This is a genomic window from Paenibacillus sp. PastM-3, from assembly GCF_029893965.1.
Classification (GTDB): domain Bacteria; phylum Bacillota; class Bacilli; order Paenibacillales; family Paenibacillaceae; genus Paenibacillus_AQ.
This window is the reverse complement of record NZ_JARXXP010000014.1, coordinates 41258-55916: the sequence shown is the minus strand read 5'-3', so window position 1 is coordinate 55916 and position 14659 is coordinate 41258. Positions and strand designations below refer to the sequence as shown.

At 54.6% G+C, this 14659-nt stretch carries 10 protein-coding genes and 1 riboswitch; of the genes, 6 read left to right on the top strand and 4 right to left on the bottom strand.

Annotated elements, in window-relative coordinates; genetic code table 11:
* The first annotated feature begins 115 nt into the window (after nt 1-115).
* From M2108_RS19150 to M2108_RS19130, 5 genes are all read left to right on the top strand, one after another.
* Nucleotides 116-1099 carry an ABC transporter permease gene (locus M2108_RS19150; RefSeq protein ID WP_277470965.1) on the top strand — a complete coding sequence of 328 codons (984 nt, stop codon included), beginning with the start codon at nt 116-118 and terminating at the stop codon, nt 1097-1099.
* 14 nt (nt 1100-1113) lie between these two features.
* Complete coding sequence (locus M2108_RS19145) at nt 1114-2013, top strand: carbohydrate ABC transporter permease (RefSeq protein ID WP_277470964.1); 900 nt, start codon at nt 1114-1116, stop codon at nt 2011-2013.
* A gap of 184 nt (nt 2014-2197) precedes the next feature.
* Nucleotides 2198-3940 (top strand): ABC transporter substrate-binding protein, encoded by a 1743-nt coding sequence (locus tag M2108_RS19140; protein ID WP_277470963.1) that lies wholly within the window; start codon nt 2198-2200, stop codon nt 3938-3940.
* 103 nt (nt 3941-4043) lie between these two features.
* Entirely contained in the window at nt 4044-6506 is a 2463-nt protein-coding gene (locus M2108_RS19135; protein WP_277470962.1) for a glycoside hydrolase family 95 protein, read from the top strand.
* Between the two features lie 397 nt (nt 6507-6903).
* Complete coding sequence (locus tag M2108_RS19130) at nt 6904-8043, top strand: transglutaminase domain-containing protein (RefSeq protein ID WP_277470961.1); 1140 nt, start codon at nt 6904-6906, stop codon at nt 8041-8043.
* Between the two features lie 75 nt (nt 8044-8118).
* On the opposite strand, the gene M2108_RS19125 is transcribed toward M2108_RS19130, so the two are convergent.
* The 4 genes from M2108_RS19125 to M2108_RS19110 all read right to left on the bottom strand — a co-directional run bounded on the left by M2108_RS19125 (nt 8119) and on the right by M2108_RS19110 (nt 13465).
* A complete protein-coding gene (locus M2108_RS19125) occupies nt 8119-8991 on the bottom strand; it encodes a lipoate--protein ligase family protein (protein ID WP_277470960.1) in 873 nt (290 codons plus the stop codon).
* Nucleotides 8992-9162: 171 nt separating this feature from the next.
* Entirely contained in the window at nt 9163-10068 is a 906-nt protein-coding gene (gene lipA / locus M2108_RS19120) for a lipoyl synthase (protein WP_277470959.1), read from the bottom strand.
* A gap of 330 nt (nt 10069-10398) precedes the next feature.
* A complete protein-coding gene (locus M2108_RS19115; RefSeq protein ID WP_277470958.1) occupies nt 10399-11859 on the bottom strand; it encodes an amino acid permease in 1461 nt (486 codons plus the stop codon).
* A gap of 158 nt (nt 11860-12017) precedes the next feature.
* Nucleotides 12018-12231, bottom strand: a riboswitch (Lysine riboswitch).
* Between the two features lie 100 nt (nt 12232-12331).
* Nucleotides 12332-13465: a virulence factor gene (locus M2108_RS19110; RefSeq protein WP_277470957.1), complete on the bottom strand. Its 1134-nt coding sequence runs from the start codon at nt 13463-13465 to the stop codon at nt 12332-12334.
* 160 nt (nt 13466-13625) lie between these two features.
* Between M2108_RS19110 and M2108_RS19105 the strand changes: the two genes are divergently transcribed.
* Nucleotides 13626-14618: an MBL fold metallo-hydrolase gene (locus tag M2108_RS19105; RefSeq protein ID WP_277470956.1), complete on the top strand. Its 993-nt coding sequence runs from the start codon at nt 13626-13628 to the stop codon at nt 14616-14618.
* Nucleotides 14619-14659 lie beyond the last annotated feature (41 nt).

Genomic DNA, 14659 nt, shown 5'->3' with positions numbered 1-14659 from the left:
CCGGCTGCTGTTCAATGTCTAATTTGTATATGATTTTAGATAAAATATGTCGGGTATTCGCTTACATTTTGGTACGGTATGATATGAATATAAAAACGAAGGGGGAATAACGATCGTGAAAGCGCTCACTGAAAACGGTGTTACAGCAAATGAAAGCGTAACCCCCCACCCACCTGCGAAGCGGAAAAGAAGCGGATTTTGGAGTAGTGTACTGCAGCAAAAGTACTTGTATCTAATGTCTCTTCCATTCGTTATCTGGGTATTTATTTTCAGCTATGTGCCCGTATGGGGATGGTTGATGGCATTCCAAAAATATAAACCGGCCAAGTCCTTCAGTGAACAGGAATGGGTCGGACTGGCTAACTTCAAGGAGCTTTTCCAGGATGAGCGGTTCTATCTTGTACTGAGAAATACACTGGCAATGAGTATACTCGGATTGATTGTCGGCTTCGTGGTTCCCATCCTGTTTGCCGTCCTGCTCAATGAGCTGCGGGGGAGCATCTTCAAGAGAACGGTACAGACCGTATCCTACCTGCCTCACTTTGTATCCTGGGTCGTTGTCGGCGGGATTGTCTATAAGACCCTTTCCATTGACGGAGGGATCGTGAACGATCTGCTGATCTGGCTGAATGTTATTGATGAGCCGATCCAATTCATGGCCCAAGGGAAGTATTTCTGGGGAGTAGTCACCGCAGCTGATATTTGGAAAGAAACCGGCTGGAATGCGATCATCTATCTGGCAGCGATTACAGGTATTGATAAAGAGCTGTATGAAGCGGCAAAAGTGGATGGTGCAGGCAGAATCAAACAGATGTTCAATATTACGTTGCCTGGTATTCGTTCAACCATTATGGTGCTGCTGATCATGAACATCGGCCACCTGATCGGAATCGGCTTTGAGAAGCAGTTCCAGCTGCAGAACAACCTGGTTACCGATTATTCGGAAGTACTGGATTTGTATGCGCTTAAATATGGTATCCAGATATCAAGATTCTCCTACGGTACTGCAATCAGTATGTTCACCTCGGTAGTCAGTGTAATCCTGCTGTTCACTGCTAACGGCGTGATGAAGAAATTAACTAAAGAAAGCATCATGTAAGGAGGGGATCATAAATGGCTAGCAAAGCTTTTCAAATGACAAAGTCTGAACGTGCCTTCGATATATTCCTGTATGTTTTTCTAACCCTTGTAATGATCGTAACGTTGTATCCCTTCCTCAACGTGCTGGCGATTTCTTTAAATGAATCTACAGACACCGTGCGCGGCGGCATCTACATCTGGCCGAGAGCCTTCACGCTTGAGAACTACGAACGGATCTTCAGCTATACCGGCCTGATTCAAGGCTTCAAGATTTCACTTCTGCGCACGATCTCAGGTACACTTCTCGGTCTGATCAGTGCTTCCATGCTGGCCTTTACGCTCAGCCGTCCCGAATTCAGAGCCAGAAAGTTTGTCTCGGTTTTCCTGGCCCTGACCATGTATTTCTCGGGCGGTATGGTTCCTATGTACATTCTGATGAGAGATATGAATCTGATCGGAACGTTCTGGATTTACATCCTGCCGGGTGCGGTTTCCGCCTTTAACGTGTTCATCATCCGTTCCTTTATGGACGGCCTGCCATTTGCCCTGCAGGAATCAGCGAAGCTGGACGGGGCAAATGACTTTAAGATTTTCTACAAAATCATCCTGCCGCTCTGTAAACCGGTGCTGGCAACCATCGCGCTGTTTCTGGCCGTAGGGCAATGGAATGAATGGTTCACAACGTATCTGTATAACGGTAATAAAGCCCACCTCACAACACTTCAGTATGAGCTGATGAAGGTGCTGGCGACTACCAACCAGGGCAGCGGCATGGTAAATGCCAACGATATGGCCCAGCAGATGGCCCAGATTTCACCTGAATCCATCAAGATGGCGATCACGATTGTTGTAACTGTACCTATTCTAGTTGTTTATCCGTTCCTGCAGAAGTATTTTGTCGGCGGGATGACACTGGGGGCTGTAAAAGCCTAGATTCCGGTTCTGGCTGCCGGGGAGCGTACATGCTGAGCGGACACCTCCGCCGGATTACGCTCCCCCAAGCTTCACCGCTTGCAGGATTTATTATTATATTGATTTTGCAAGCGCTAACAAAGGTATACTCAGGTTAAGCCTGATATGCATAAAGGAACATACAAATTTTTAAGGGGGATTACAAATGAAAAGCAAAGGCATAAAGACTGCTTTTACACTCATGCTTTTGAGCTCTATGCTGATCGCAGGCTGTGGCGGCAACAACGCTGCCAACAATACTGCCAATAATACGCCGGACAATACCGGTAACAACACAGAAACGAACCAGCCGGCTGACGGGGCAATGGACACAAGCCCGTTTAAGATCTCATTCTTTGGTGCGGATGCCAGTCCTAACTGGAATAATATGCAGGATGATGTGGGGAAAGCTATTACTGAGAAGACCGGTGTAACGCTTGAGGCCGAATATGATGTCGGCAGCGGCGGCGGCGACCAGAAGATCGCTATGATGGCTGCCAGCGGCGACGTGCCGGATCTGATCTTTGCAAAAGGTAGCCTGAGCACCCTGGTGGATGCCGGCCTGATTATCGATCTGACCGAGCTGATTGATAAATATGCTCCGAATCTCAAAAAGGTCTACGGCGAGAACATGAACCGTCTGAAATACAGCCTGGATGACCAGAGCATCTATCAGATCCCTACTAACATGGGTGTCGGCCAGTCCTCCTTTGACGCAACCGGCGGCTTCGAAATCCAGCACCGTGTACTGAAAGAGCTGGGCTATCCTGAAGTAAAAACATTGGCTGATTATGAAAAGGTACTGAAGGACTACGTGGCGCTGCATCCGGAAACGGACGGTCAGCCTACCATTCCGCTCACACTGAATGCGGATGACTGGAAGATCATGATTACAGTAACTAACCCTGCCTTTATTACGACAGGCGCACCGGATGATGGTGAGTACTATGTTGATCCGGAAACTTACGAAGCACAGCTGCACTACAAACGTCCTGTAGAAAAAGAGTATTTCCGCTGGCTGAACGGCATGTACAATCAGGGCCTGCTGGATAAAGATACTTTCGTCCAGAAGGATGACCAGTACAAAGCTAAAGTAGCAAGCGGCCGCGTACTCGGTCTGATCTCCCAGGAATGGGAATACCAGGATGGCGAGAATGCACTGAAGGCAGCCGGTAAAGATGAGTATACTTATGCCCATTTCCCAGTAACCCTGAGCGAAGAGTATAAAGATCACTCCTTCATGCAGACAGGTATCGACGGCTACGGCCTGGCGATTACAACTGCAGCTAAAGACCCTGAGCGCATCATCAAATGGCTGGACTGGATGTCCTCCGATGAAGGACAGATCCTGAGAAACTGGGGTATTGAAGGCAAGCATTACACTGTAGATGCAGACGGCAAGCGTGTGGTTCCGGCTGATATTCAGGACAGAAAGGCCAATGATGTTGCCAATTTCCAAAAAGAAACAGGTATCGGCCAGTATCTGATCTTCGGTGCACGTTATGGTGACGGTGTAAAAGATCCGACTGGAAACTACTATACTACAAGCTTCCCTGAAGAAATTGTAGCTGCTTACTCCGACGCTGAGAAGGAATCACTCGCCGGCTATGGCGCTACTACCTGGAAAGATCTGTTCCCTAAAGAAGATGAATTCCCTGTAAAAGAAACCGGTGCTCTTTACAACCTGCCTGTTCCAACTGACGGACAATATCAGGTAATCTTCAAGAAAACTCAAGATATTATCCGCAAGCGCATTCCGGAAGCGATCCTGTCCAAGCCGGGTGATTTCGACAAGGTATACGATGCATTCCTTGCTGAGCTGGACAAAGCAGGCGCTCAGGATATGGAAAAAGAATTCACTGAGCTCGTGAAAAAGAGAGTATCCCTGTGGACCGGCAAAGAATTTTAATCCAAGGTATTCTTTCAGCATTACAAACTTAATGCAACAGCAGGGACCCGGTGTTTGTCCGGGTCTTTTGCTGTATATTGCCCTATACGGAAGGCGGGAGAGGATGAAGGACGTGAATCTGGGACAACCGTGGAAGTTAAAGTACAAGCAGCCGGCAGCTGTATGGGAAGAGGCATTGCCGCTGGGTAACGGTCATATGGGCGCGATGGTATTCGGCGGTACAGCTGAGGAGCGTTACCAGCTGAATGAGGATACTTTATGGTCGGGATTTCCCCGGGATACGAATAATTATGAGGCTCTCCGTTATCTGAAGAAGGCGCGCGGGCTGATCACCGAAGGCAGCTATACGGAAGCAGAGAAGCTTATCAACAGCCGGATGCTCGGTGTGAACTGCCAGGCGTATATGCCGCTTGGCGATCTGATCCTGAAACAGCCGGGTACGGAGAACTGCATGGAATACAGCCGGGAGCTGGATCTGGATAGCGGAATTGCTGCAGTATCCTTCCGGACAGATGTTGGCATGTTCACCCGTGAGGCATGGATCAGTGCGCCAGACGGTGTGATGGTTATTCAGGCTACGAGTGAAGCACGCGGCGGATTGAACCTGGAGCTGAGCCTTTCGAGTCCGCTCCGTCATACGGTGAAGCAGACGGGAGCAGCAACGCTTATGCTGGAAGGCCGCTGTCCGACGCATATTGCCGACAATTATCACCAGGATCATCCGTACGCAATCCAATATGAGGACGGGCTGGGCATTGCCTTCGAACTGCATCTGCAGGTCATTGCCACAGGCGGCCGGGTTGAAGCGGCAGACGGGCGGGTGCTTGTCTCCGGTGCGGATCAGGTGCAGCTGGTGCTTGCTGCCGCAACGGATTATGAGCAGTTGAAGAGCAGGGCGGCACATTTGAGCGGCAGCCGTGCGGCTGCCGGCTGGCAGCCGGCAGATGAAACGCAGGCTCAGAGCACAGCTGTGCAGGTGAAGGGCGGCAGCGGTGCAGGTCCGGCTGAGCTGCTTAGCCCGGGGGAGAGCTGCGAACGGCGGCTGGCGGCTGCGTGCGGGACGGCGTACGAGGTGCTCAAGCAGCGGCATACCGCCGATCATCAGGCGCTGTTCCGCCGGATGGAGCTTGACCTTGGCTGGAGCGAAGCAGCTGAGCTGCCGACGGATGAGCGGCTGGCTGCGTACAAGAACGGCGGGGAAGACGCGGCGCTGGAGGCGCTGCTCTTCCAGTACGGGCGTTATCTGCTGATCGGCAGCTCGCGTCCCGGTTCACAGGCCGCCAATCTGCAGGGGATCTGGAATGAGCATGTTACCCCGCCGTGGAACAGCAACTATACCACAAATATCAATACACAGATGAATTACTGGCTGGCTGAGGCGGGCAATCTGAGTGAGCTGCACGGGCCGCTGATTGATCTGATCGGCGAGCTGAGCGAGACAGGGGCCAGAACGGCCGCGGTCCATTACGGAGCACGCGGCTGGACAGCCCACCACAATGTGGACCTGTGGCGGAGCTCGGTGCCGTCCGGCGGCGATGCCAGCTGGGCGTTCTGGCCGATGGGCGGCGTGTGGCTGAGCCGCCATCTCTGGGAGCATTACGCGTATAACCCCGATCCTGCCTTCCTGCAGGAGACGGCCTATCCGCTGATGAAGGGGGCGGCGCTCTTCGCGCTGGACTGGCTGGTCGAAGGGCCGGAGGGCCTGCTCGTGACCAGTCCGTCTACCTCGCCGGAGAACCGTTTTGTTACCGCTGACGGGGAACCATGCAGCGTATCCATGGGGTCGGCGATGGATATGAGCCTGATCCGGGAGCTGTTCGGGCACTGCCTGGAGGCGGCGCGGATTCTGGACACAGATGCGGCATTCCGGCAGCAGCTGGAGCAGACGCTGCCGCGGCTGGCTCCGCTTGTTATAGGCGCGGAGGGACGCGTGCAGGAGTGGTTTGAAGATTTCGCTGAAGCAGAGCCGGGGCACCGTCATGTCTCCCATCTGTACGGGTTGTACCCGGGAGAGCTGATTAATGAGCGGGATACCCCGGAGCTGGTTGAAGCAAGCCGGCGGACCCTTGAGAAGCGGATTGCCTCGGGCGGCGGACACACCGGCTGGAGCTGTGCGTGGCTGATTAACCTGTATGCCCGGCTGCGGGACGGGGAGGCGGCTCATAGCTTCGTGCGGACACTGCTGTCGCGCTCGGTTTACCCTAATCTGTTCGACGCCCATCCGCCGTTCCAGATTGACGGGAACTTTGGTGCGGCCGCCGGGATTGCCGAGATGCTGCTGCAGAGCCATCTGGGCGAGCTCCGCCTGCTGCCTGCCCTGCCGGAGGCCTGGAAGAGCGGCCGGGTCAGCGGAATCAGGGCACGCGGCGGCTATGAGCTGGAGCTGGAATGGAAGGACCATCTGCTGGTATCCGCACGCATCTCCGCTACCCGTGACGGGGAATGCCGGATCGTATATACCCGCGGGCTGAAGATTCAGCTGCCTGACGGCGGCATTGCCAGCGCGGATGAGCCGCTTCAGGTTAAAGCCGGTGAGAGTTACCTTGTGACTGCCGGCAAAGTTTAACGAGAATTACCTTTGAAATAGCTGTTGCGAAAAAAACTGCTTCCTATGCAGCATGATGCTGCGCGGGAGCAGTTTTTTTGCCGGAAAGGACAAAGCCGCCGGCAAGAGTAGCGGAGAATTCGAATAAAATGATTCTGCACCGGCAGTTACACAACCTGAGCTTCCGGGTCTATGTGTGCCTTGTAAATATGGTGCGGTAAGGCCACTATTCCATCGTAAAACCTTATTTCCCTGGCATTCCAGGCCGATAATAATAGTGTATATTTTTAATTTGAGATAATATAGAAATCAGTTGTACGAAAGATATTTCCGGCATCTACTATAGAGTAGAAGTACAAACTATCCTTTACAGTTTAGCCAGGGCTATTTGAAGGTTGCAGGGGGCAAGGGGGAAAACATGCGAAAGAAACATATGTCGCTGATGAAGGCGTTACTCGGGGGGGTGCTGCTGTCTGCAGCTTTGCCGCCGGCGGCCTACTACGGCTGGGGACAGGTCCATGCGGCTGCAGCATCCGCTTCGCTTCAATCGGTAAGCGAGATGACGCAGAAGCTGACCGGGGCAATGGGCAACCGCCGGGAGACAATCACCTTTAAGTATACGGGGAAGACAAACAAGCTGAAGGCACAGGTGCAGAGTGCAATTGACCAGGCGATGGCCAGTGATATTTATTTGTATTACATCGTTGACAGCTATGCCTTTTCATATAAACAAAACGGCCAGTCTGCTAATGTGACAGTGCAGGTGAAATACCGGGAGACGCTGCAGCAGACAGCCTATGTAAACAAGCAGGTAAAAGCCATTCTCCAGAAGATTATCACGCCGGGCATGAACAACCACCAGAAGATCAAGGCCATTCATGACTGGGTGGTGCTGAACCTGAAATATGACAACACCTATACTAAATACACCGCTTATGAAGGGCTGACTACCGGCAGCGCCGTATGCCAGGGCTATTCCCTGCTCACCTATAAGCTGCTGCTCGGCGCAGGGATCCCGAATAAAATCGTCGAGGGTACTGCCAAACCGGCGGGAGGTGCAAGACAATCCCATGCCTGGAATCTGGTTCAGCTGAACGGGCTCTGGTACCATCTGGATACCACATGGGATGATCCGGTGCCGAACATCGAGGGGGAAGTCAGTACGGCATATTACATGAGAACGGACTCGCAGATGCGGCGTGACCACTCCTGGACCAAATCCTATCCTGCTGCATCAGTCAGCTATGCTCAGACCTTGTCCGAGCTGGTCAGCCGCGGAGGAACGGGAGTATCCGTGTATGAGAAGCTGCAGGAGCAGCTGGATTACAGGCTGTATGAGGAAAAAGAGGTTGTGCGTTCTGCTGCAGAGCTGAAGGAGCTGGCGAAATCCGCCATCGCTTCCGGCAAGCAATCGCTGCTGTTCCGTTACCGGGGAAGCGAGAAGCTGCTCAAAAACGATCTGCAGACACTGTACACGCTTGGGCTGGACCAGCTAGCGTACACCAGCTCTGCTTTTGAGAATACCGGTGATCTCAAGGTTTATATTACCTGGAAATAACAGCGGATGGGCACCTCCCGTGCGGTTGTTGTCCTGATGCGAAATGAACGCAGCCATCAGTTGTGTGATTACCCTTTACTTCTTCAGATTCCAGCTGTCGGCACCATACTTCTCCTCAGCAAGCCGGTTGGCCAGTTCAATCTCGAAGTCAGTCAATGTCCCGGGGATGAGCTCCGTACCCAAATTTTCTGCGAAACCTTGATGAAAGGTTTCCTCCAAATCACGAATCGTCACCGAAGGGTCCCCTTTCCGCCGCAGGCACGAATTAATATCAACCGCTTTGCGCTCGAAAATCTTCTTCATCCGCTGTTTGTCCTCAGGATCGGTGAAGTTCAAGACATTGAACAGTAGATCCGAGTCCAGTTCGAGAAGAATGGAGCCGTGCTGCAGAATGACTCCCTTGGAACGCATTTGAGCGCTTCCCGCGATTTTTCTGCCTTCGACTACAAGTTCGTACTTGGATGGCGCATCGAAGCAAGCCGCAGACATTGGCTTGTTTCCACGCCGGGAATCATCTACTTGCCACTCAGCCAAGGTCTGTGTCTCGGAAGATTCCAAGCCCGTCATATGTGCATCCAGACCCAGCTTCCGGAAACCGAGCAGCAACCCCATGCTTAGCACGCGGTATGCCTCCACTACACTTGCCGGAATACCGGGATAATTCTCCGATACGATGATGCTGTAAGTCAGCTCTTGATCATGAAGGACGGCCCGGCCGCCGGTCGACCGCCGCACAAACCCTAGGCCGTACTCCCGAAGCGCGGTGAAGTCCACTTCCTTGGCCGCATGCTGGAAGCAGCCGATGGACAATGTCGCTGGATTCCATCCATAGAATCGCACCGTTGGCGGCACAAGACCCCGCTCGTGTGCGGTGAGCATCGCTTCGTCGATCGCCATATTTTCCGCAGGCGTCCGGTTTCCTGTATGTACAAACCTCCACATCGTCATCATATCCCCGCTTCCAGCCTGCCGGCACCGATTTTCGCATCATAATAAAGTGAAGTACCGTCGAGTTTAACTTTGTCTATATCCGCCTTATGCTTGTCTGACCGCATCGCCGGGTACTCCCTTCGTCAGAACTTAAATAACGCCAGCTATCTCTATGACCGGAACCCCTGCTCAGTTCTCAAGCACAGCGGCTTCCGTACCCGCAGCAGCCGATTTCGCGCTCTCCGTTTGCTCCCGGGCATGATAGGAGCTGCGGACAAGCGGACCCGCCTCGACATGTGCAAAGCCCAGCGCCAGTCCCTCCCGCTTCAGCTCAGCGAATTCTGACGGTTCATAATAGCGGTCGACCCCAATATGCTTGAATGTAGGCTGCAAGTACTGACCGATCGTCAGAATGTCACAGCCTGCAGCTCTCAAATCCTTCATCGCTTCGATGATCTCTTCCTTCGTCTCACCCAGCCCGACCATCATGCCGGATTTCGTCGTCTGCTCCGGACGCAGCTCTTTCGCAAGGCGCAGCACAGAAAGAGATCGCTGGTATTTCGCCTTCGCCCGCACTTTGTCCGACAGCCGGCTTACGGTTTCCAGATTATGGTTCAAAACATCAGGCTTCGCCGCCAGTACTAGGGCAAGCCGATTCGCTTCCCCGCCTAAATCCGGGATCAGCACCTCGATGTCCGTCAGTGGATTGCTCTCACGCACCGCTGTAATTGTCGCAGCGAACATCGAAGCTCCGTGATCGTTCAGATCATCCCGGGCAACGGAAGTAATGACGACATGCTTAAGCCCCATCTCCTTGACCGACTGTGCCACATGCCGCGGCTCCTCGAGATCAAGTTCCGTCGGTAAACCCGAGGTAACGGCGCAGAACCGGCAGGCACGTGTACAAATATTCCCCAGAATCATGAAGGTCGCTGTCCGCTGACTCCAGCATTCATAAATGTTCGGACATTTTGCCTCTTCACAGACCGTGTGAAGCTTGCGGCCGCGCATCATCGTGTTAATCTCTTTATAACCGTCCCCCGTATTCAGCGATATTTTAAGCCAATCGGGTTTACGTTCTCTTGCCTTCTGCATTGTCAGCCTCCCATATTCAAATGTAATGAATAATTCTGCATGCCATGCTGTGAAATCGGACATAGGGCTAATGGAAGCCTATGCTTATTTTTAACATAGTCTACCGCCTGGCACATGAACAACGCAAGAGATATTCGTAACAATTTTAAGAAAATCATTTCTGAATCATGACGTCTGCAGACCGGCTAGACATTCTGTCAGAGGGAGTACAACCGGGAAGCATAGAAAGGAATGTAAACTGAACGATAAACAAAAAAGGATGCTCCGCGCCACAGAGGCAGCGGGGCATCCTTTTTAATGTAGTAAACAGTTCAGCAGCTGAACGAGGGTTTAATCCGCATGGGTGCTGAGATCGCAGTCCTGGAGCGGAATGAGTCGGCTAGGTCTGAACCAGCGGTAGCCAGCCCAGATCAGCAGGAACAGCGGCAGGCTGACGTAGGAGACCAGCACGCCGTACCAGTCGATGCTTCCGCCGGTGAAGGCACCCATGTTCTGGCCGAGTACTGCAATCATGCAGAGTGCGAAGGCAAAGAGCGGGCCGAACGGGAACCATTTGGCCCGGTACGGCAGCTCATCCAGCGAATGGCCCTGCTTGACGAAAGCGCGGCGGAACCGGTAATGGCAGACGGCGATGCCCAGCCAGTTGATGAAGCCGCACATCCCGGAGGCGTTAAGCAGCCAGTTGTAGACAGCGCCATCGCCGAAGAAGGAGGCTAGGAAGGCCAGCATACCGACCGCTGTAGTCACCAGGAGGGCGCCGACAGGCACACCGCGGCGGTTCAGCTTGCCCAGCGCCCGCGGCGCCATGCCGTCCTTGGCCATCGCGTACAGGACGCGCGTGGAGGCATACATGCCGGAGTTCCCGGCCGACAGGACGGAGCTCAGGATGACGGCATTCATTACGGACGCAGCGATAGCCAGTCCGGCTTTATTGAAGACAATGGTGAACGGGCTGACACCGATGTCATCGATGCCACCGCGCAGCAGGTCGGGATTCGTATAAGGAATCACCAGACCGATAACGAGAATGGCGAAGATGTAGAAGATCATAATCCGCCAGAACACCTGCCGGATCGCGATCGGCACATTACGGCGCGGATTCTCGCTCTCGCCGGCGGCAACGCCGACCAGCTCGGTTCCCTGGAAGGAGAAGCCGGCGGCCATAAAGACACCGACGAAGGCGAAGAAGCCGCCGTGGAACGAGCTGCCGCCAAGCTGGAAGTTGCTGAAGCCGATCCGCTCACCGCCCATAATGCCGAAGATCATCAGCACGCCGACAATCAGGAAGACGATAACGGTAATGATCTTGATGATCGCGAACCAGTATTCCGATTCTCCGTACCCGCGGGAGGAGAGGAAGTTAAGGCCGAACATCACCAGCAGGAACACCAGGCTCCAGAGGGCCGAAGAGCTCTCAGGGAACCAATACTTGATAATGACCGTTGCAGCGGCGAGCTCGGCTGCAATGGTTACCGCCCAGTTGTACCAGAAATTCCAGCCGATGGCGAAGCCGAAGGCGGGGCTGACAAACCGGGTGCCGTAAGTGCTGAAGGAACCGGAGTCAGGCAGGTAGGTGGCCAGCTCACCGAGGCTGGTCATCAGGAAGTACACCATAAGCCCTACCGCAGCATAGGCGAGAAGGGCTCCGCCCGGACCGGAGGAGGCAATGGCGCCGCCGCTGGCCAGGAACAGCCCGGTTCCGATCGATCCGCCGAGGGCGATCATCGTCAGGTGTCTGGCTTTGAAGGTTTTGCGCAGTGCCGGCTGCTGGTTGTCTTGTGTTGCTTGCATAAAATGGACACTCCTTCTGAAGGTTCGTGTTTCTGTTCATGAAGGGGAGTGGTGTACGAAGCCGCCCCCATGCATGAGGGCGGCAAATCCTGTAGGCGCAAAAAAACCGCAGACGGATCTGCGGTTTCCTGAAAATACGGCTCCGCATCATACTCCCTGTTTAAGATAGCGCAACACAGTGCAGAATCCTGCAGGCAATAGCGGCCTGCAGTACACAGTGACAGTTCCGTGCCTGTTCGGCAACGGCCCCAGTCTGCGCGGCATTAGGAGCGGCGGCGCAGACTTCGGCGGATATTCCTTTCGGCGGTTTCATTGACGGCTCTTAACGTCTCAACGCGCGTACTTATAATATTCGCGACCTCTACCTCATCTTAGGTATGATGAGGCTATCTTTATACAATATGAACACAACAGGAATTAGTATAATGCAATTCATGAGGGGCATGCAATAACAAAATACGGCAGGTGCGTGTCAGGTACGGCGGCGTTCCGACATTTGCTGCCAGACGGTGCCGGCGGCTTCCTCGCCGGAAGCAATCCGCGTAAGCGCCATCCGGGCCTGCAGGCCGACCTCGAATTCGGGGTCATCGGCCGCCGCTGCCAGTGCATCATGAGCTTCGGCGGTGCCGACCTCATAGAGGAAGCGCGCCGCCCGCCAGCGGACGAGCTTGCTCGCATCCTTAAGCGCCGCCGTCATCACCGGCGTCGCAGCCGGATCGCCGATGTCGGACAGCGTGTCCCCGGCCGTGCGCCGCACGGCCGGGGCACTGTCTGCCATCGCCTCATAGAGCAGCTCCATCGCCTCAGGCGTGCGGATGTCGCCCAGGTACACGACCGCAAGCCTGCGCAGCTGCAGCTTGGGGTCGTGCAGCGCCTTGCGCAGCTCCGGCAGGAGCTCTGCGCTTGGCGCCAGGTCCTCCAGCGCGGCGTAGCGCACGCGCCAGTCGGTATCCTGCAGGTCTCGCAGCAGCTCGGCCTGCCCCTTCTTCTGCCGCTGCTCGACGAACTCGCCGGCGGCACCGTGCGCGATGGCCTGCTGCACGAGGGAGTCGAGGCGCTCCTGCGGATACGCCGCCTCCAGCTCCTGCTCGACCTCGCGGGCAATTTCCGGCGGCTCGCCGTAGCGCACGCCGTAATCCGTGAGCTTGCGCTCCTTGATCATCACAGCGCTGGCCACATCAGTCACCGCCTGCGTGAAGCGGCTGGAGAGGGCGATGCGCTCCTCACTCGCGCCGGTCTTCACGCGGATCTGGATCGGGATGCCGCGGAACATCTGGACGAACACCTGCGATTCGCCGAAGTGGGCGCCGGCGTTCTCATCGTCCAGGTTAATCTCCGCGCTCAGGCCGTCAGCGCCGAAGCGGCTCTGCACCTCGCGGAGAATAGCCGCCCAGTCGGCGCTGCCCTTGCGTTCCAGGGCAGCAAAATCAGCAGCGTGGTAAATGCTGATTACACCGGGGATGCTCAGCATATCCCGCGCCCAGGCAGGGGCGCTGCGTTCGCTTTCCGGTGTATACGTGCGGCGGATGCCGGGCTCCAGGCTCTCGTCCAGATGAAGCTTCATCGTATTTGGACTTGGAGTGGGTTCAATAAAAGTGATCTTCATACGTTTAGCTCCCCTTTGACCGGTACAGATACCGTAGTCTTTACCCGCATTTTACATCATAATACGGCCTGAATACAAAACACGGGCTGGCGGAGACAGCTTAATCTTGCCCTGAAATGGGTAAAATTTGTACTGAATCCTGTTAAGGAGAGATGCCGTTATGGCTAAAATAAGATATCACAATATCGATAATGTCGGTGTCGACAAGACGCTTAAAGAGCTGCGCCAATGGCGGGAGGAACGCCGGACCAAGCAGAAGGATTATACCTATAAGGTGCCGAACCATCCGCCGGAGCTGACTTACCTCACCGGGAACCGGCTGGATACGACAATCACCTGGATCGGGCATTCCACCTTTTTTATGCAATATGAGGGGCTTAACATCATTACTGACCCGATCTGGGCCCGCCGGCTCGGCTTTGAAAAACGGATCGGCCAGCCGGGGATTCCGCTGAATGAGGTACCGCCCGTGGATCTGATCCTGATTTCGCATTCCCATTATGATCATCTGCATTTTCCCTCGGTCCGCAAGCTGTACAAGGCGGCCACAAAGATTGTCGTTCCGGCAGGCCTGAAGCGGAAAATGCTCCGCAAGGGCTTTCCAAACTGCTATGAGCTGCAGTGGTGGGAGGAGCTTACGCTGGGCCCGGTCAAGCTGACTTTTGTGCCGACCCAGCACTGGACTAGGCGTACGCCATTTGATACCAACAGCTCCCACTGGGGAGGGTACGTGCTCCAGCCGGCCGAGCCCGGCAAGCATCCGGAAGGGAAGAAGGACGGGCAGAAGAAGCTGCCGCCTAATCTGTATTTTGCCGGAGACAGCGGCTTCTTTCCGGGCTTCAAGGAAATCGGCAGCCGCTTCAAGCTGCATATCGCCCTGATGCCGATCGGGGCCTATGAGCCGGAGTGGTTCATGAGCTCGCAGCATGTGAATCCGGAGGAGGCGGTGCAGGCTTTCCTGGATGTGGGTGCAGAGCTGATGATTCCGATGCATTTCGGCACCTTCCGGCTGGCGGATGATACGGCGCGGGAGGCGCTGGACCGGATGGAGCTGGCCCGCAAGGCCCAGGGAATCAGCCCTGAGCGGATACGGACTCTGGGTTACGGGGAGACGCTTATCGTCCACGCCGAGGAGCGCTATTCGGGGCAATAAAGGGTACACATAGGGATTTAGTGCCAAAAGCGCGGGAACAA

What these genes read in the sequence shown, in the direction of transcription:
- M2108_RS19105 (WP_277470956.1), top strand. Translation starts at nt 13,626, where the DNA reads ATGGCTAAAATAAGATATCACAATATCGATAATGTCGGTGTCGACAAG.
- M2108_RS19115 (WP_277470958.1), bottom strand. Translation starts at nt 11,859, where the DNA reads ATGCAAGCAACACAAGACAACCAGCAGCCGGCACTGCGCAAAACCTTC.
- M2108_RS19130 (WP_277470961.1), top strand. Translation starts at nt 6,904, where the DNA reads ATGCGAAAGAAACATATGTCGCTGATGAAGGCGTTACTCGGGGGGGTG.
- lipA (WP_277470959.1), bottom strand. Translation starts at nt 10,068, where the DNA reads ATGCAGAAGGCAAGAGAACGTAAACCCGATTGGCTTAAAATATCGCTG.
- M2108_RS19125 (WP_277470960.1), bottom strand. Translation starts at nt 8,991, where the DNA reads ATGACGATGTGGAGGTTTGTACATACAGGAAACCGGACGCCTGCGGAA.
- M2108_RS19145 (WP_277470964.1), top strand. Translation starts at nt 1,114, where the DNA reads ATGGCTAGCAAAGCTTTTCAAATGACAAAGTCTGAACGTGCCTTCGAT.
- M2108_RS19135 (WP_277470962.1), top strand. Translation starts at nt 4,044, where the DNA reads ATGAAGGACGTGAATCTGGGACAACCGTGGAAGTTAAAGTACAAGCAG.
- M2108_RS19140 (WP_277470963.1), top strand. Translation starts at nt 2,198, where the DNA reads ATGAAAAGCAAAGGCATAAAGACTGCTTTTACACTCATGCTTTTGAGC.
- M2108_RS19110 (WP_277470957.1), bottom strand. Translation starts at nt 13,465, where the DNA reads ATGAAGATCACTTTTATTGAACCCACTCCAAGTCCAAATACGATGAAG.